Raw genomic sequence first — 18788 nt, 5'->3', positions numbered from 1 at the left:
TGGCTTTCAAATTATTCAATAAAGATTAGTGAGCCTGATCCCAATTTTCCCCTATCCCCACATCAACTTTCAGAGGGACACCAAGCTGCATACTTTTCTCCATCAACTCTCTGATTTTCTGTTCCGCGATAGCCAGCTCTGATTCATGTACTTCAAACACCAATTCATCATGAACCTGCATAATCATACGCACATTCGGTTGTGCAGTGACGATCCAATCATCCACCGCTATCATGGCCAATTTGATAATATCTGCTGCCGTTCCCTGCATCGGAGCATTAATGGCCTCACGCTCAGAAGCCTTACGACGCATGGCATTGCGCGATTTGATATCTGGCAGATACAGACGACGACCTTCCAACGTCTCAACAAATCCGTTCTCAGCAGCCTGTTGACGAGTGCGCTCCATATATTCCCGCACACCCGGATAACGCTCAAAATAGAGATCCATATAACGCTGAGCTTCCCCACGCGGAATACCCAATTGGCGGGATAAACCAAACGAACTCATGCCATAAATCAGACCAAAGTTAATTGCTTTCGCGCTGCGGCGCTGTTCGCTGGTAACTTGCTCCAGTGGCACACCAAAAACTTCTGCGGCCGTAGCACGATGAATGTCTTTGCCTTGTGCGAAAGCATCCAATAATCCCTTATCCTGTGATAAATGCGCCATAATCCGCAACTCAATCTGCGAATAATCCGCAGCCATAATGCGATAACCCTCTGGCGCAATAAATGCCTGGCGAATACGTCGCCCTTCTTCATTACGAACAGGAATATTTTGCAGGTTAGGATCACGGGAAGATAGACGCCCGGTTGCTGTCACTGCCTGGTGATAAGAAGTGTGAACGCGTTGAGTCAGCGGACTGACCATCAGCGGCAATTTATCGGTATAAGTCGATTTCAGTTTTGCCAGCCCACGGTGCTCCAAAATAATTCTTGGTAACTCGTGATCTTCCGCCAGCTCTTCCAGCACTTCTTCATTCGTGGAGGGTGCACCATTTGGTGTTTTTTTCAAAACAGGCAAATTCATTTTTTCAAACAAGATAACCTGCAATTGCTTAGGTGAAGCAAGATTGAACTCTTCTTCAGCCAACTCATAAGCGGCTTTTTCCAGTTCGAGTAAACGTGCCGTAATCTTCTTCGAATGTTCTGCTAACGTGTTAGCATCGATCAAAACACCTGTCCGTTCCATGCGAGAAAGTACAGGAACCAACGGCATTTCGATGTTCTGGAAAACTTTTTTCAGTGTCGGCACATTTTCTATTTGTGGATACATAGCCTGATGCAACCGCAAGGTAATATCTGCATCTTCCGCAGCATATTTTGCCGCCTCTTCCAGTGGTATCTGGTTGAAAGTAAGCTGTTTTTTACCTTTACCCGCAATTTCTTCAAAAGTCGTGGTCTTATATCCCAAATGACGCTCAGCAAGGCTGTCCATATCATGCCGCCCTGCGACACTGTTCAGGACATACGATTCCAACATCGTATCAAAAACGATACCATTCAATGCCACACCGTGGCGTTCCAATACACCACGATCAAATTTCAGGTTCTGACCAATCTTAGGCAGGTTGGCATCTTCCAACAGCGGTTTCAAGGCTGTAAGCACTTCATGCAGATCCAACTGTTGTGGCGCGTCCAGATAATCATGTCCCAACGGCAGATAAGCGGCTTCAACATGGGATTCACCCTTTGAAGATTGGGTCACTGCAACAGCAAAAGACATTCCAATCAGATTGGCAGTTAAAGTATCAAGTCCATCTGTTTCAGTATCGAACGAAAATGCTGGTGCCTGTTTCAGTTTCCCAATCCATTCATCAAGAGATTTCTGGTCAAGGATAGTCTGGTAGCTTTCGGGAGAAATATTAGCTACGGCAGGTATACTGGCTGCTGTGGATTTGTTCGTCGTGCTGGTTGTTGGCTTTTGCCCGCTTTTCTCTGACGAACGGCTTTCTAACCAACTGCCATTTTGTACATCGCTCAACCAACGTTTAAATTCATAGTGACCGAACAGCGCCAATAATTCATCGTTATCAGGTGCAGAAACCGTAAGATCCAGACAGGTTTTATCCAGCTCAACGTCGGTTTTAATGGTCGCCAACTGATAAGAGAGGTAAGCAACTTCTTTATGCTGCTCCATTTTTCCAGCCAGCGTTTTTGCACCACGGAAACTGAGTGTCACAATCTCATCAAGTCTGGCGTAGATCTCATTCAACCCACCGATGCCCTGTAACAATCCCAGTGCCGTTTTCTCTCCAACCCCCGGCACACCAGGAATGTTATCGGAAGAATCCCCCATCAAGGCAAGGAAATCAATAATTAATTCCGGCGGAATTCCATACTTTTCAATGACTTCATCCGGCCCCAAAATAGTGTTAGTCATGGTGTTGATCAGCGTGATATTAGGCGTCACTAACTGAGCCATATCTTTATCGCCTGTGCTGATCAGAACTGAATGCCCCTCTTTTTCTGCCTGCAACGCCAATGTACCAATGACGTCATCCGCTTCAACTCCCGGCACAACCAAAATTGGCAGTCCCATTGCTTTGACCATTTTATGCAGCGGCTCAATCTGCTCACGTAAGTCATCCGGCATTGATGGACGATGAGATTTATATTCAGCAAATAATTCATCACGGAACGTCTTGCCTTTGGCGTCAAATACAACCGCCACATGGCTAGGCTTATATTGCAGGATTAAACTGCGCAGCATATTCAGTACACCATACATGGCGCCTGTCGGTTCGCCTGCACTGTTTGTCAGAGGAGGGAAAGCATGGTATGCACGATAAAGGTATGAAGAACCATCAACCAAAATCAGGGGATTGTCTGCTATCTGTACCATAAAGTTGTCTTCGTCGTTCTGTAGTATGAATAAAGAATAGAATGCCATACTGTGCAGTCATAGACGAATTTTGCGATAATTTTCTCGTTCTGTTACCCATATCCTCTATATATCCCGACAAATATTCTGATAAATAAACTGTGGATAACTTTGTGCACAAAAAATTAGCACATAAAACAGATTGATGTTTATCCATGTTAAAAAGGAATAACTGAGAGTAAAAATCAATGAATTACGTCAAATATTATGAAAGTATTGCAACTACTTACAAATCACTGACTTGTGGATATAACCAGAGTTTATGTTATGAAAGGCGGTTTTTAGCAAGTATTGTGCCAGTCTTATAATAACAGGCACAATACTTGTATCATTTTATATTAATAGTGGTGACTGCTTATTTTTTTGTTACCAGATAATTCACAACATCAGAATATTTTTTGGCATAGTCCTGTGCAGATTTAACATCCATGCCACCGTTGTTAATCATATATTTACCATTGACGAAAGTTGCCGGAACCCCTTGTAGTTGCAAAGCTTGAGCCGCCTGGCGTTCTTTAGCTGCTACAGATTTCACTATGAAACTATTTAATGCCGCATCATATTCTTCACCAGGAACACCTGCTTTGATAAAAGCATTACGGATATCAGCCTTAGAGTTGATAGTCTGAGTTTTCTGAATACCATCAAATAAAATCGGCACTATTTTATCCTGTACTTTCATAACGATAGCAACAGCCCAGGCATCTGTCAGATCTTTCCCCAAAGGTCCCAGAAAATCGACATGGTAACGTTCATGGGTAACGCCAGCAGGCAGGTTTTTCTGAATCGTACCAGGCACATGATAAATATTTTCAAACTGGTAACAGTGTGGACAATAAAAAGAGAAAAACTCTAAAACCTGAGGTTGATCCGCAACAGGATCTTTTAATTCAACATATTGTTTTCCTTCAGAAAAGTCAGAAGCGCTGGCATTAAATGCCATAAACACTCCCACCAATGCGAACCAAAATTTTTTCATCGTGTTCTCCTGAAAAATTAATACATCGGGGTTAACTGTAAGGGTGGTTCCTGTAACAACTGGATTTGTTCAGAAAAAAGATTTATTTGCTGATGCCAGAAGTCACCATCAGCCATCCACGGAAACGCTTTTGGAAAAGCCGGATCTTGCCAGCGACGAGCAACCCACGCTAGATAATAGACCATCCGCATTGCTCGCAGTGGCTCTATCAGCGCCAGTGTTTTCAAGTCAAACTCTGCAAATTGTCCATATGATTCAAGCAGAATATCCAATTGGATCAATCTTTCCTGCCGTGAACCATTAAGTAACATCCATAAGTCCTGAATAGCCGGACCATTACGGGCATCATCAAGATCAACGAACCATGCCTCATCACGCCACAGGATATTACCAGCATGACAATCGCCATGCAGCCGCAATACCTGCCAATCAACATTCCATTGTGCTGCCACAGCGTTGTTCAATTCATCCAGTGCAGTAAGAAAAGCAGCTCTGCGTCTGTCGGGGATGAGCTCGCATTCTGCCAAATATTGATATGGATGATACAAATATTCATTGAGACTGATAGTTGGACGGGCAGAAAATGTTTTCTGGTAACCGACTTGATGTATTTTACCCAACAATCGCCCTACATCTTCCAACTGATCAAAATTATCAGCTTCATACTGCCGTCCGCCTACGCTGGGAAAAATGGCAAAAAAGAACCCGCCATGCTCCAATACCGTCTGTCCATCAATAACCATCGGCGCAGCAACTGGTAAATCTGCTTGCTGCAATGCCAGTGCAAACTCATGTTCTTCCCGAATTTGCTGCTGGCTCCAACGTTGAGGACGATAAAATTTCACGACATAACGTTTACGGTTTTCATCCATAAACTGATAAACTCGGTTCTCATAGCTATTCAATTCAGTTAAGCCAGAATCAATATACAAATCAGACTGCACCAAAGCATCCATTATTAAGTCCGGCGTAATATTTTGGAAATTAAAAGCCATTGTTTCTGTCACAACTCAGTTCTCTCTTTCATCAATCTTTCATCATCATACCTTGTGTGTACAGTCCTCAGCCAGCTTCTATTCCGTTCTTACAATCTATACAGTTCTTACAACAAGAAGAATGATTGGGAGAAAAAATTGGTCTGTTAACAAGAGTAAGCGTTATACTCCCTTATTCCTGTAATGTATTGTTACATATTGATTTACAAGGGTTATATAACCAAATATAAAATATTTCATGACCAAGTATCAGGTGATTTCAATGACGTATCCAAAAATCAGTGGTGCAATTCTGGCTGGAGGGCTATCCACCCGCATGGGAGGAAATGATAAAGGACTATTACAATTCGGTGGCATACCATTATACCAACACATAGCAACAAAATTACAGCCACAAGTTCATGAACTGTTGATTAATGCCAACCGTAATCAATCAGTTTATCAGCAGAGTGGTTACCCAATCATACCGGACATTATCACTGATTTTTCTGGGCCACTGGCAGGAATGCTGGCAGTATTAAAAAAAGCTATTAATGAATGGGTTATGTTTGTCCCTTGTGATGTGCCGGATTTCCCTGATGACGTAGTAGCAAAACTTTGGCGCTATAAACAACATTCATGGGCGGCTTATGTACATGATTGCGAACGCGCCCATCCGACATTGGCTTTGATGCACCGCAGCCTGATACCCAGATTAGAAAGCTATCTTGCGTTGGGAGACAGAAAGCTGATGTTCTTTATGCAGATGATTAAAGCAAAGGCGGTCTATATCCCGAATCCCACCGCTTTCACCAATTTGAATACACCAGAAGAGTGCCAACACTGGCAATGCCAGCATTGGGAATGTCTTCGGGAGTCAGCATGAATCAAAGTACCTTCCCACCTAACCTGCCATTACTGGGAATTACCGCCTACAGTGGAACCGGTAAAACAACCCTGCTAAAACAGGTCATTCCTCTGTTATGTCAGCAACAAATACGTGTGGGATTGATCAAACACACTCACCATAATATGGATATCGATAAACCGGGTAAGGATAGTTACGAACTGCGTAAAGCGGGTGCAGCACAAACATTAGTTGCCAGCCAGCAGCGCTGGGCGTTGATGGCAGAAACGCCTGAATTACCTGAACTGGATCTGCACTATCTTGCCAGCCGATTTGATACAGATTCTCTGGATTTAATTCTGGTTGAGGGTTTCAAGGACGAAGCCATTTCCAAAATTGCGCTGTATCGGCATGGATTGAATCATTCCTTTGAGGAACTGATTGATCCCCATGTGATTGCCATTGCCAGCGATATCCCGCTGGCTACCTCATTGCCGCGGCTTGATATTAATCGACCAGAAGACGTGGTTGGGTTTGTTATTGCTTATTTTTTAGATAGATAATATCTACCCTATATCATTAGTGATTATTGTGGGGAAGCAAGAGGTATATTCAAAAACACATCTGTTCGGTCAGTCGTGGTTTATGCAACCATGCTTGTCGGTCGTATAGTTGGTGTTTTTTGAAAAACAGCCTGCATATTTTATTGCAGGCTGCCAAGTATTCAGAAGATCACTATTCATCCCTATTCCGGCATCAAACCAATAAACGTGTTTTTTTTCCGTGGCTCACTCATCAGTGATTCCAGTTTTTCAACACAGCGCAGGTAATGCGGAGTTTTCTTATGCGCTGCGACTGCGGCTTCGTCGGTATAAGCTTCGTAGATATAAAAACGGGTCGGGATTTTTTCATCTTGTAATACATCAAACCGCAGATTACCCGGCTCTTTCACAGAACCAAGATGATTATCACGAAATACGTGGATAAATTCGTCGATCTTGTCAGCTTTGACATTAATCTCCACTAATGTGACGTGCATATTATTCTCCCTTCGCTTTTTCACTCAGGAACAACTCATATGCCTGAGCAGGCTTCTCATTACAATGTACAACTGCCTGAACGGCTTTCAACATCGCTACCGGTGCTTCTGACTGGAAGATATTACGCCCCATATCAACACCGGATGCGCCTTGATCAATCGCCTGATAGCACATCATTAACGCCTCCATCTCAGGCAGTTTCTTACCTCCCGCAATAACAATCGGTACAGGGCAACCCGCTGCAATCCGCTCAAAACCGGTATCGACATAATAGGTTTTAATGATATTCGCGCCCATCTCCGCCGCAATACGGGTTGCCAGAGAGAAATACCGTTGGTCACGAGCCATATCCTTACCGACACCTGTCACCGCCATTGTTGGCATCCCATAACGCGTCCCCTGATCCACCAGCTTGATAATGTTTTTGATGGACTGGTGCTCATATTCTGAACCGATATAAACCTGTGCCGCTACTGCACAGACATTCAGTCGCAGCGCATCTTCCATCGCTACCGCAACGGCTTCATTAGAAAGTTCAGTCAAAATAGAATTCGCACCGGATGCGCGCAATACTACAGGTTTATTTGTCGCTGGCGGAACCTGACTACGCAAAATACCGCGTGTACACATCAGCACATCGGTGTGCTCAAACAGTGGAGCGATATTAATATCGATGCGTTCCAGCCCTGTTGTCGGCCCTTGAAAATAACCGTGATCAAATGCCAACATGACCGTTTTATTGGTAACGGGATTGAAAATCCGCGATAAGCGGGATTGCATTCCCCAATCCAACGCACCACAGCCTTTCAATTCAAACAATGTATTCTTTTGCGGTGTATCAATGCCAAAATCTTTACCATCTTTGATATCATCTAAATCTGCCATTTCTCCCTCCGGAAGGTTAAACGCGAAATCTATTGGGTATGAATCAGAAGTTGTATTGGTTAATGTTTTCTTTGGTAAAAATCACTCGCTCCGGCATTACAACAATGCCATTGCCTTTCGCTTCATAGCTGTATCCCTGAACACTGTTCGGTGAAACCTCAAGTGTACCGATATCAGGAATAACTAATTTATCCCCCACATTCAAATTGCCTTTTTTCAGCATTTCATTGGCAACATGAATCGCTATCTTGCCCTGCTTCACCACATCCCACAGGGCGAACTGTTTGACTGTGCCGTTTTCTACATAAGGGCGCATCACATTTGGCGTACTGAATCCGACAATCGCCACATCCTTACGTTTCAGGTTTTCCGCTGCCTGTGCTGCCGCAGGCAGCGCATTGGCATCAGGAGCAATAATCACATCCAAATCACGCCATGCTTTCAGAATACCTTCCGCAGTCTGCAAAGACTTGGCAGCATCGTTATAGCCAAATTGGGTAGTCACAACGTCCCAGTCAGGATATTCCGCCGCAATCTTGGCTTTTGCTTCCTTCACCCATTGATTTTGATCTGTCACAGTGGGGCTGGAGTAGAAAAACGCTACTTTTGTTTTATCCTTTTTCACTGCATGATCTTTTTTCACTTGATTGGCAGCCATTTCTACCAATATCCCACCCAGTTGTTTTGGCGTTCCCTGATCGATATAGATAGAGCGACACGCTGGCGCAGTATCTGAATCCCAGGTCAACACTTTCACACCACGCTGCATGGCGCGTTTCAGTGCCGGGCATAAACCATCAGGTGATACTGCCGACACCACAATCGCGTTATAACCCTGATTAACAAAGTTATTGATGAGTTGTACCTGCCCTGCCACACTTGGCTCAGTCGGGCCATCGTAAGTAACAGCAATCCCCAAGTCTTTACCCGCATCCTGTGCTCCTTGTCCGCCACTGGTAAAGAACCCGACACCAACTAGCTTCGGAATAAATGCAATTTTGTCAACAGCTTGCGCCCAAGAAACACATACCAGACTTAACACACTCGCCAAAACCAGTTTTTTCACTATTTTTATTCTCACTATTGGTGTTTTCATGCCTGTCTCCACTCTTTTCTTTCAGGAATAATTTTCTGTCTCAGGATTTTTTATCTCAGAAATAGTTCAGGAATCATTCAAGAATAGCTCACTGAAAAACCGTAGCCCGCCAACGTTGCCACCAATCACGAATTTGATGGCGATGCAGTGAGGCAGAGCGTCCGACCACAGCCATAATCAGCAGAGCACCAGATAATGCGCTGGATATCTGGTTTGGGATACCCACCATCTGTAGTCCCTGCTGCAAATAGCCCACCAGCAAGACAGCCAATGCAGTGCCAATGATAGAGCCGGAGCCGCCGTAAATATTAGCTCCCCCCAACACCGCCGCAGTGATAGCTGGCATCAGGAATGAGCTGCCCAAGTCAGAGCGAGCTGAACCGAAATAAGACACCAAAATAATCGCAGCCAGCGCAGAAGCTAACCCCGTTAAGGCATACAACAGGCACAGTGTTTTATTGACAGGAATTGCAGCATAACGGGCGGCACGGCTATTTTGCCCAATCAGAAAGACATTGCGTCCATAGTGAGTACGGTGCATGAACAGCCAGAACCCGATGACACAAACAGTAAAGATAACTAACGGTACAGGCAGTTCCAGCAATGTCAGGTTAGCGAAATCAGTAAATGCAGCCGGAAAACCACCAATACCTTCATAACCCGTCGCCCCCGATAACCCAGACAGTAATAATGCACTGCCACCAAACAGGTACATTGTCCCAAGAGTAATAACCAGAGGATTAACGCCAGTGTAGAAAATCAGCCCCGCATTAATCAAACCACAGAGCACTCCTGTAATCAGCGTCAAAGGCAGAGCAACAACCATCGGTAGCCCGGCCTGGTTCATCATCCCCAATACAATGGCACATAAGCCGATAACCGCCCCAAACGAGATATCAATCCCACCACTGACAATGACCATCGTCAACGGTAAAGCGACAATACCAATACAGATAAAATCGCTGGTGCTGAACAACAATACATTAATATCCAGCAGGCGTGGATTTGCTATGCCAAATAACAAAATTTCCAGAACCAACAGAACAGCAAGAGCGGTTTCCCAGCCATAACGTTGCCGACCATGCTTTTTAATCGCATTCATACTATGACTGCCTCCTGTTTTCTTCCGCTGAATCCTTGACAAAATCATTGTCTGGCTTAAGGAAACGGGCATAACGTTGCTGACGTAAGTTTTTTTCAACGGCACTACGCAATCTGCCATCAAATACCAACACTGCCAGCAGAACCAGGCCAGCAATAAAATCGTTCCACCATGCCGGTAGTCTGAGTAATACCAGTACACTATCTATCTGCGTCAGAAAATAAGCACCGAAAATTGCCCCTATCACCGTTCCCATGCCACCGAGCAAACTGATTCCCCCCAAAACACAGGCAGCTATTGCTTTCATTTCCAGCCCGTTCCCCGTCTGATTTGGGATAAAACCAATCTGGGCGACAAATACAATACCCGCCAACGCCGCCATTACGCCATTCGCGGCAAAAGCGGTAATACGGATACGACTAATAGGTACACCAAGCTGACGAGCACCTTGCAGGTTGTCACCCGTGGCATAGAATCCACGACCAAAATCCGTCATCCTCAACACCCACGTCATTGTCAGAACCAGTAATATCAACAACCATCCAATGGGAGAAATGCCGAATAAGATTGGATTAGCGAGCGCTTTCACAGCCGCAGGTAACCCCTCAATCCATTTACCACCTGTCAGCAACAGCATCAAACCACGATATAAACCCAACGTACCTAACGTCGCGACAATAGCCGGAATTTTCAGCCATACCACCAGCACACCATTTACCAAACCTGCCGCCACACCGATCAATAGTGTTATTAAGCAGGCTACCGATAATGGAAAACCCGCATTGAGTGACATTCCCAATACGACAGCACACAACCCCATGGTTGAACCAACGGAGACATCAATATTGCGGGTGAGCATTACCAGCGTTGCTCCCATTGCCAATAACATTAGGATTTGCGCATTAGAGAAAATCATCGTGATGGTCTGGAAATTGAAAGTATGGTGCTCCAAACTTCTTAATAGGAGAAACAATCCTAAAATGGCAATCAGCACGGTGACTTCACGATTGTTCTGGATAAAGTTTTGGATAAACTTCAGCATGATGCTCTCTCGTCATTTTCCTGTTCACCAAAAGAAAGATGCATAATCGCATCCACACTCATGCTGGATTTATCAAGGTGACCACAAATTTCTCCGTGATGCATAACCAATACCCTATCCGCCAACTGTACGACCTCATCAAGATCAGACGAAATAAGCAGAACTGCCACTTGCTGGCTGGCAATGTTACGTATCAGTTGATAAATTTCATGGCGTGCACCGACATCAACACCACGTGTCGGCTCATCAATAATCAAAACGACTGGCTTTGCTTCCAGGCATTTGGCAAGCAGAATCTTTTGTTGATTCCCGCCTGACAGAGTACGCGCAGGTTGGCTGGCATGACGGTAACGAATATTGAGCGCCCGGCGGTAACGCTCAAGCACTGCGGTATCATAAGCAGGACGAACCCAAAACGTGCTTTGGTTATGGATCAGTGCACAAACATTCCAGCTCAGGGGAGCATCAAGGAATAATCCCGACGCCTGTCGATCTTCCGGCAGATAAACCAGACCACATCGCAAGCGTGCTGCTGTATCCAGTGGATTGAGTATCTGGTGGCGCAAACGGATCGCGCCACTCACAACAGGCCGCAATCCGTATAGCGTTTCTGCCAGTTCTGTACGCCCTGCTCCAACAACGCCTGCCAAACCAACAATTTCTCCCGCCTTCAAAGTCAGACTGATATCACGAAAACCTTCGCCACACAGGGAAATCACTTCAAGTACCGGAGCCTGAATATTGCTATCGGATAAATAATTAGCAGCATCCAACCATAGTTTCTGCGTTTCTGTTAATGCAGAAATGCCTGCCTCTGGTGTAATTGCCTGAATAATTGTTTCAGTTGAAAAATCCGCAGTCGGCCCACTGAGGGCAATTCCTCCATCCCGCATAACACTGACATAGTCAGCAAGCTGGCGAATTTCAGGTAATTTATGGGAAATAAAGATGATCCCCACTTGTTGCTGTTGCAACTCCCGTACCCGTTCAAACAATCGTTCTGTTTCCGCAGGAGTCAGAGAAGCCGTCGGTTCATCAAGGATCAAAATACGGGAATTACGCATCAAGCCACGCATAATTTCCACCATCTGTTGATCTGCCACATCCAGACTTCCGGCTGGCGCATTCAGATCTAACCGACAATTCAGTTGTGCCAACAATTGTTGCATCCGGCTTTTACTGGCTTGATGCTTAGGCAGATAAAACAGAATATTTTCCTGAACAGAAAGGTTGGGAAATAACAAAGGTTCCTGCGGTACTAAATAAATACCTAACTGATGGGCTTTGGCAGGTGTCAAAGGGTTAATGGTATTTCCTTCCAACATCAATGTTCCGGCATCTGGCTGCTCAAGGCCTGCGATGACTTTCATCAACGTCGATTTACCTGCCCCATTTCCTCCCAACAAAGCATGAACTTGCCCCGACATCAGAGTGAAATCAACCTGTTTCAACACCACCAAACCGGAAAATTGCTTACTGATCCCCCGGATAGCCAGAAGCGGTGGCGTATTGGCAGCATGTTTTTGCGATGAGCGTATTGGCAATGAATGCTTTTGCAATGAATTATTAGCGGAATTGCTTTGTGACATCACGCTACCTCACGGTGTTTATATGATTTTCGCTGCTATACCTTATTGCTGTTTTCCGTTTCTAATCCCGGATACTCAACCCCAATACCTATGTGAACATTTATTTTTTAAAAAACTTTTGTTCATGACTCTAATCCATAATCTGAATTTTTTGCAATATTTCGATCACATTTTGTGAAAAAGTTAGATCTTCATTAAAATATGTTCAATTTTTTACGGAATACCTCTGGTGCATCAGAGGCTTTCATGCTTAATTCTTTTCCAGGGGATTAAAGAAATTGTTATGACGAGCAAATCAAACAAGAAAAAATCAGTATCAGAGAAAAACATGTCATCCGGGGAATTTTATTATCCAGATAATAGTTCGAGTAATGGCTATGCAGGTAATAGCTATACAGAAAACAGCTATCCAGGAAACAGCATGAGTGAAGAAGAACTACTGGCACGTGTTGCCTGGTTTTACTATCACGATGGTCTGACACAAGGGGACATCGGTGAACTACTTGGCCTGAGCCGCCTTAAAGTCTCCCGTTTGCTGGAGAAAGGGCGGAAATCCGGTGTGATCCATGTTCAGATCAACTCACGCTATGAAGGATGTCTGGAACTGGAAGATACCCTTAAAAAACACTTTAACCTCAATAAAGTGCGCGTTTTGCCAGACCTTGAAGGGATTAATCCAAATACCCGGCTGGGCACCGGAGCCGCTCATCTGTTGATGTCACTGATTGAACCTCGCCAACTTTTGGCTATTGGTTTTGGTGAAGCCCCCATGTGTACTTTGCAACATCTGAGTGGCTTTATTTCTTCCCAACAGATCCAACTGGTGACGCTATCGGGTGGTGTTGGCCCTTATATGACAGGTATTGGCCAACTTGATGCAGATTGCCCTGTCAGTATTATTCCTGCTCCACTCAGGGCATCAACCCAACAAGTCGCAACAACATTCCGCGAAGAACGTAGTGTGCGGGATGTGATACTCACCGCCTGTGCCGCCGATATCGCAATAGTAGGTATTGGGGCAATCAACCAGAAACAACAGGCAACGATTATGCGTTCCGGTTATATCAGTGATGGGGAACAACTGATGTTTGGACGCAAAGGGGCGGTGGGAGATATTCTCGGCCACTTTTTCAATACCGAAGGGAAACTGGTCGATGATATCGACATCCATCAGGAACTGATTGGTCTTACCTTGTCAGAGCTGAAAACCATTCCGAACGTGATTGGTGTCGCTGGTGGTATTGAAAAAGCCGAAGCTATTGTTGCTGCATTAAAAGGGGGCTATATCAGTTCGTTGGTCACGGAAGAAAAAACCGCAAGGGCTATGCTGATGTGATCGTCTAATCATTTATCCCCCAACAGGTTAGGGGATATCCCCTGTGCCATATCGTCGTCAACAATCAACAACCAGCAGGCTAATAAGATAACGACAAACGAGGATAGCATCATGAACCAACGCACTCATGTTCACCCATCAGGGAAGTATCTGATGGCGCTTGATGCAGGAACAGGCAGTATCCGTGCAGTAATATTTGATCTGGAAGGAAATCAAATCTCTGTTGGACAGGCGGAATGGGTTCACCAGCCGGTGCCGAATGTCGCAGGCTCAATGGAGTTTGACCTGAAAACCAACTGGCAACTGGCCTGCCAATGTATCCGGCAGGCACTGCAAAAAGCGGAACTCCCCGCCAGTGCGATTCAGGGTGTTGCAGCTTGTTCCATGCGGGAAGGTATCGTCCTTTACAACCACAACGGTGATCCCATCTGGGCATGTGCCAACGTAGATGCCCGTTCCAGTCATGAAGTCAGTGAACTGAAAGAGTTGTACAACAATACGTTTGAATATGATGTGTATCGTTATTCCGGCCAGACCTTAGCATTGGGTGCAATGCCTCGTCTGCTGTGGCTTGCCCATCACCGTTCAGATATCTATCGGCAAGCCAGTACCCTGACGATGATCAGCGATTGGCTGGCCTATATGTTGAGTGGCGAACTGGCAGTTGATCCTTCCAACGCAGGAACAACGGGCATGCTGGATTTAGTGAGCCGCGACTGGCGCCCAAGCCTGCTGGAAATGGCGGGATTGCGTTCCGATATCCTCTCCCCAGTTAAAGAAACCGGTACTTTACTAGGATACGTAACAGACAAAGCTGCAACCGAGTGCGGTCTGAATAGCGGTACACCAGTTATTATGGGCGGTGGTGACGTCCAGCTCGGTTGCCTCGGTATTGGTGTCGTCAGGCCTGCCCAGACCGCGGTACTTGGTGGCACATTCTGGCAGCAGGTGGTTAACCTGCCAGAGCCGATGACCGATCCCAACATGAACATCCGTATTAATCCTCATGTGATCCCCGGCATGGCGCAGGCAGAATCCATCAGCTTCTTCACTGGCCTCACCATGCGCTGGTTCCGTGATGCTTTCTGTGCGGAAGAAAAACTGATGGCGGAACGTCTGGGTGTTGATGCCTACAACCTGCTGGAAGAAATGGCAGTGCGAGTTCCTGCCGGTGCATATGGTGTGATGCCCATTTTCTCCGATGTCATGCGCTTTAAATCGTGGTATCACGCAGCCCCTTCCTTTCTCAACCTGTCGATTGATCCGGAAAAATGCAACAAGGCAACACTATTCAGGGCATTAGAGGAAAACGCTGCTATCGTTTCAGCCTGTAACCTCGATATGGTTGCAGCATTCTCAGGCGTACAACCAGATTCGCTGGTCTTCGCCGGCGGTGGTTCAAAAGGAAAACTCTGGAGCCAGATTCTCTCTGACATAACCGGGTTACCCGTGCGGGTCCCGATAGTTAAGGAAGCAACAGCATTGGGTTGTGCGATAGCAGCGGGCGTCGGGGTTTCGCTGTATGATTCCATGCCAGAAACAGGAGAAAGACTGGTGCGTTGGGAACGGGAATATCAACCAAACTTAAACCACCAAGAGGTTTACCAAAAAGCGAAGAAAGACTGGCAGACAGTATATGCAGATCAACTGCATTTGGTGGATGATGGGCTGACAACTTCGTTGTGGAAGGCACCGGGATTGTGATTTCCAGTCATAAACGAAATTTGGGCAAGTGTAACGGCTTGCTCAGTCATACTAAAGCCATTACTCTTACAAAAACAACCGGGTAGGAGTGCACCATGTTTACCACTTTAGAATTAACAAATTTTAGTGCCTTTAAACAGACAGAATTTAAATTTGTTTCTGGAATAAACGTCTTTATTGGTGAAAACGGAACCGGTAAAACCCATTTAATGAAACTATTATATTGTGTGCAACAAAAAGGGCACAATACCGATGAGTTAAAACAAAAACTCGCGAATGTCTTTCGTCCAAGTGGTGGTAACGTTTCCAGACTAGTAGCACGCAAAAAAGGGTCAACCAGTGCATTAGTCAATATTACTTCACATCGTGGCCTGTTTGAAAAAACGCTTACACTTAAGTTCGACAATACACGTCATCATCTCTTCGAAGTAGAAGGTCAACTTAATTTATCTAAAGAACCTGTTTTTATTCCCGTAAAAGAAGTATTGTCCTTTGCTCCTGGATTTATTTCGTTATACGACAAATATGAACTGGCATTCGAAGAAATCTATTACGACATCGTAAAACAGGCTTACCTACCTGCTCGCAAAGGAATGCCACTTAAAGATGAGCAACCTTTGCTGGAATTAATTCGTAGAACAGTCGGAGGCCGTGTCAGTCTTCATGGAGAAGAATTCCAGTTGACTTCAGGGAATTCTAAATTAGAAATTTCTTTGATCGCTGAAGGTCATCGCAAATTAGCGCTAATTTGGCAACTCATTCATAATGGCTCTCTATTTAGTAATAACACCCTATTTTGGGATGAACCAGAAGCTAATCTTAATCCCTCTTTAATGCAGAATGTCGCGAAAATACTCGTAATGCTCGCCGAACGTGGTGTGCAAATCTTCGTTGCAACACATAACTATGCTTTTTTGAAAGAACTGGAATTTGCTAAACAGCAAAACAACCCTATACGTTATTTTGCGCTAGAAAAAACCAAACAAGATGGTGTAATAAACCATATGTTTGAACAATATAAAGATGTGAGACCCAATAAAATTGCTGATGAATATTTACGTCTGTATGACCTTGAAATTCAACATTCATTAGGGAATGCAAGATGACAGCACAAATGCATCCTGAGTGGATTGAAGGTGATCTGTATTTCGATTTTTCTAAAGCGCAATCAGTAAGAAAATTAGATAAAGAAGGTCCTGAGGGGCATGGTCTCAGTCACTTATTGAAATCCGTCGATTTTGTAGTCGAATGGTCAAACCAACTTTGGTTAATAGAAATTAAGGATCCTGAAAATAGAATGATCCCTAATCATCTTAAAGAAAGAGAACAAACAAAGTTCCGACGCAAACTGCAAAGCGATGACCTTGTTAACAAAGAGTTATTTCCTAAGTTACGCGATAGTTTAATCTATCTCAGCTTAGAACAAGGCATAGTAGATAAACCTATGCAATATATCATTCTCATTGGCTTATCATCATTACAACCTGCCGAACTTGCTGGTTTACAACACAAAATTTGGCATACAGATTGGATAAAAGGCCCCGAAAGAGGATGGAAAAAACCTTTTGAAGTACATTGTATGACTGTACAACAATGGAACCGAGTATTAACTCAATGCCCAGTCATAAGAAAGAGCGAACTATCTGCTCCCCAATAATAAAAGCCAGAATTAGTTCTGACCTTTATTCAAAAATAAAAACAAAAATCCGCTTTCAATAGAAGGTGGTATTAATTTTATTCTAAACATAAACCTCTACCAGCTCTGTTACTGTCAAACCCAAAAATCAATAAAGCAGAACCAAAACCTGTTGAAAACCACGCCCATAGAACGTGGTTTTCAATTAGTCATAAAAATAAGAAGATGCTTTTCCTGCATCATCTTCCTATCTCATAGTCACAAACTCTTCTGCCGCCGTTGGATGGATTGCCACCGTATTATCAAAATCCTTTTTCGTTGCCCCCATTTTTAGCGCAACTGCGAAGCCTTGCAGGATCTCATCCATACCAAAACCGATACCGTGGATACCTACAATTTTCTCATCCTTACCTACACAAACCAGCTTCATACGACATGGCTGACGATGCCTTGTCACCGCGGTATACATTGCGGTAAATGATGATGTATAAACTTTCACCTGATCATCGCCATATTGCTCCCTTGCCTGTGGTTCTGTTAATCCTACAGTACCAATTGGCGGATGGCTGAATACGACTGTTGGAACATTGGTATAATCCAGATGTTCTTCCGGTTTGTTGTTAAACAGACGTTCCGATAAACGACGACCTGCTGCAACCGCAACTGGCGTCAGCTCCACCGCTCCCGTGTTATCGCCCACGGCATAAATACCTTTCACATTCGTATTCTGGTACTTATCGACCTGAATGTATCCTTGCTTATTCAGCTCAATACCTGCCGCCGCCAGATTCAGATTATCCGTCACTGGCTCACGTCCAATCGCCCATATCAATGTATCAATCGTCTGTTCCCGGCCATCCTGCAATTGCAGCGTCAAACTACCATCAGCATTTTTAATCACCGCTTTCGGTATCGCTTCCGTATGCAATGTTGGCCCTTCATTTTTAATAACTTCCAACAACGTATCGATAATCAACGGATCGAAAGAACGTAATGGCGCATGCTTACGAACAAAAAGATGGGTTTCACTTCCCAACGCATTCAAAACACCTGCAATTTCCACAGCAATATAGCCTGCGCCTACGACTGCAACACGTTTTGGCATCTCATCCAGTTCAAAGAAACCGTTTGAATCAATACCATATTTTGCACCGGGAATAGCAGGGGACATCGGACGACTACCCGTCGCAATCAAAATATGGTCAGCCGTAATTTTTTCGCCATTTACTTCAATTGTCTTTGCATCAACAAAACGCGCGAATCCCTGAATAACATCTACTTTATTGTTACCTAACACACGTTCATACGACATATGAATACGATCGATATAGGAGGAACGGCTGGCAATCAATTTTTTCCAGTCAAAATGATTTACTGTTGTATCAAAACCATAATCAGAGCCATATTGATGAATAGATTCCGCAACCTGCGCGGCGTGCCACATCACTTTCTTCGGTACACACCCCACATTAACACATGTTCCGCCCAATGCTTTTGCTTCAATCAGGGCGCATTTCTGCCCATACATGGCCGCACGGTTAACGGAAGCAATACCACCACTGCCACCACCAATTGCAATATAATCGTAATGTTTACTCATCTTAGGCACTTCCGTCTAATCAATTAACTTACCGACTAAAATTTAAGCATAAATCATATTATTACAAAAAG

General features: G+C 44.5%; 16 protein-coding genes. 6 read left to right on the top strand and 10 right to left on the bottom strand.

The genetic code is table 11. The annotated features are described in order from the left end of the window. Window positions 1-25: 25 nt before the first annotated feature. The 3 genes from polA to AAC852_RS05665 all read right to left on the bottom strand — a co-directional run bounded on the left by polA (window position 26) and on the right by AAC852_RS05665 (window position 4861). Complete coding sequence (gene polA, locus AAC852_RS05675) at window positions 26-2848, bottom strand: DNA polymerase I (RefSeq protein ID WP_340620178.1); 2823 nt, start codon at window positions 2846-2848, stop codon at window positions 26-28. A gap of 394 nt (window positions 2849-3242) precedes the next feature. Further along, window positions 3243-3866 (bottom strand): thiol:disulfide interchange protein DsbA, encoded by a 624-nt coding sequence (gene dsbA, locus AAC852_RS05670; RefSeq protein WP_340620177.1) that lies wholly within the window; start codon window positions 3864-3866, stop codon window positions 3243-3245. 17 nt (window positions 3867-3883) lie between these two features. Continuing rightward, window positions 3884-4861 carry a serine/threonine protein kinase gene (locus AAC852_RS05665; protein ID WP_340620250.1) on the bottom strand — a complete coding sequence of 326 codons (978 nt, stop codon included), beginning with the start codon at window positions 4859-4861 and terminating at the stop codon, window positions 3884-3886. A gap of 262 nt (window positions 4862-5123) precedes the next feature. Here AAC852_RS05665 and mobA point away from each other — a divergent pair, with 262 nt between their 5' ends. After that, window positions 5124-5726, top strand: a complete 603-nt coding sequence (mobA, locus tag AAC852_RS05660) for a molybdenum cofactor guanylyltransferase MobA (protein WP_047680767.1) — start codon at window positions 5124-5126, stop codon at window positions 5724-5726. Then, window positions 5723-6250, top strand: coding sequence for a molybdopterin-guanine dinucleotide biosynthesis protein MobB (mobB, locus tag AAC852_RS05655; RefSeq protein ID WP_340620176.1), 528 nt, complete (start codon window positions 5723-5725; stop codon window positions 6248-6250). Before mobA ends, mobB begins: the two co-directional genes overlap by 4 nt. A 182-nt stretch (window positions 6251-6432) precedes the next feature. Here mobB and lsrG read toward each other — a convergent pair whose 3' ends face one another. The 6 genes from lsrG to lsrA form a co-directional block, all read right to left on the bottom strand. Further along, on the bottom strand, window positions 6433-6726 hold the full coding sequence (lsrG, locus tag AAC852_RS05650) for a (4S)-4-hydroxy-5-phosphonooxypentane-2,3-dione isomerase (protein WP_340620175.1): 294 nt from the start codon (window positions 6724-6726) through the stop codon (window positions 6433-6435). 1 nt (window position 6727) lies between these two features. Then, window positions 6728-7612 (bottom strand): 3-hydroxy-5-phosphonooxypentane-2,4-dione thiolase, encoded by an 885-nt coding sequence (gene lsrF, locus AAC852_RS05645; protein ID WP_340620174.1) that lies wholly within the window; start codon window positions 7610-7612, stop codon window positions 6728-6730. A gap of 43 nt (window positions 7613-7655) precedes the next feature. Continuing rightward, window positions 7656-8708 (bottom strand): autoinducer 2 ABC transporter substrate-binding protein LsrB, encoded by a 1053-nt coding sequence (lsrB, locus tag AAC852_RS05640; RefSeq protein WP_422824255.1) that lies wholly within the window; start codon window positions 8706-8708, stop codon window positions 7656-7658. An 88-nt stretch (window positions 8709-8796) separates the two neighbouring features. After that, complete coding sequence (lsrD, locus tag AAC852_RS05635) at window positions 8797-9810, bottom strand: autoinducer 2 ABC transporter permease LsrD (protein WP_340620173.1); 1014 nt, start codon at window positions 9808-9810, stop codon at window positions 8797-8799. Between the two features lies 1 nt (window position 9811). Next, window positions 9812-10840: an autoinducer 2 ABC transporter permease LsrC gene (lsrC, locus tag AAC852_RS05630; RefSeq protein WP_422824257.1), complete on the bottom strand. Its 1029-nt coding sequence runs from the start codon at window positions 10838-10840 to the stop codon at window positions 9812-9814. A 5-nt stretch (window positions 10841-10845) separates the two neighbouring features. After that, a complete protein-coding gene (gene lsrA / locus AAC852_RS05625; RefSeq protein ID WP_340620171.1) occupies window positions 10846-12441 on the bottom strand; it encodes an autoinducer 2 ABC transporter ATP-binding protein LsrA in 1596 nt (531 codons plus the stop codon). 328 nt (window positions 12442-12769) lie between these two features. Between lsrA and lsrR the strand changes: the two genes are divergently transcribed. From lsrR to AAC852_RS05605, 4 genes are all read left to right on the top strand, one after another. Further along, the gene (gene lsrR, locus AAC852_RS05620) at window positions 12770-13777 is read left to right on the top strand and encodes a transcriptional regulator LsrR (protein ID WP_422824256.1); all 1008 of its coding nucleotides are present in this window, start codon (window positions 12770-12772) and stop codon (window positions 13775-13777) included. 111 nt (window positions 13778-13888) lie between these two features. After that, entirely contained in the window at window positions 13889-15481 is a 1593-nt protein-coding gene (lsrK, locus tag AAC852_RS05615; protein ID WP_340620169.1) for an autoinducer-2 kinase, read from the top strand. A gap of 95 nt (window positions 15482-15576) precedes the next feature. Continuing rightward, window positions 15577-16587 (top strand): AAA family ATPase, encoded by a 1011-nt coding sequence (locus AAC852_RS05610; RefSeq protein ID WP_340620168.1) that lies wholly within the window; start codon window positions 15577-15579, stop codon window positions 16585-16587. After that, window positions 16584-17138: a hypothetical protein gene (locus AAC852_RS05605; protein WP_340620167.1), complete on the top strand. Its 555-nt coding sequence runs from the start codon at window positions 16584-16586 to the stop codon at window positions 17136-17138. The genes AAC852_RS05610 and AAC852_RS05605 overlap by 4 nt, the downstream gene beginning before the upstream one ends. A 226-nt stretch (window positions 17139-17364) precedes the next feature. Here AAC852_RS05605 and gorA read toward each other — a convergent pair whose 3' ends face one another. Beyond that, entirely contained in the window at window positions 17365-18717 is a 1353-nt protein-coding gene (gene gorA, locus AAC852_RS05600; protein WP_340620166.1) for a glutathione-disulfide reductase, read from the bottom strand. Window positions 18718-18788 lie beyond the last annotated feature (71 nt).

This window comes from Xenorhabdus siamensis, assembly GCF_037996745.1.
GTDB classification, from domain to species: Bacteria; Pseudomonadota; Gammaproteobacteria; order Enterobacterales; family Enterobacteriaceae; genus Xenorhabdus; species Xenorhabdus indica.
The sequence above is the reverse complement of the archived record's forward strand: the minus strand, read 5'-3'. Positions and strand labels throughout refer to the sequence as shown.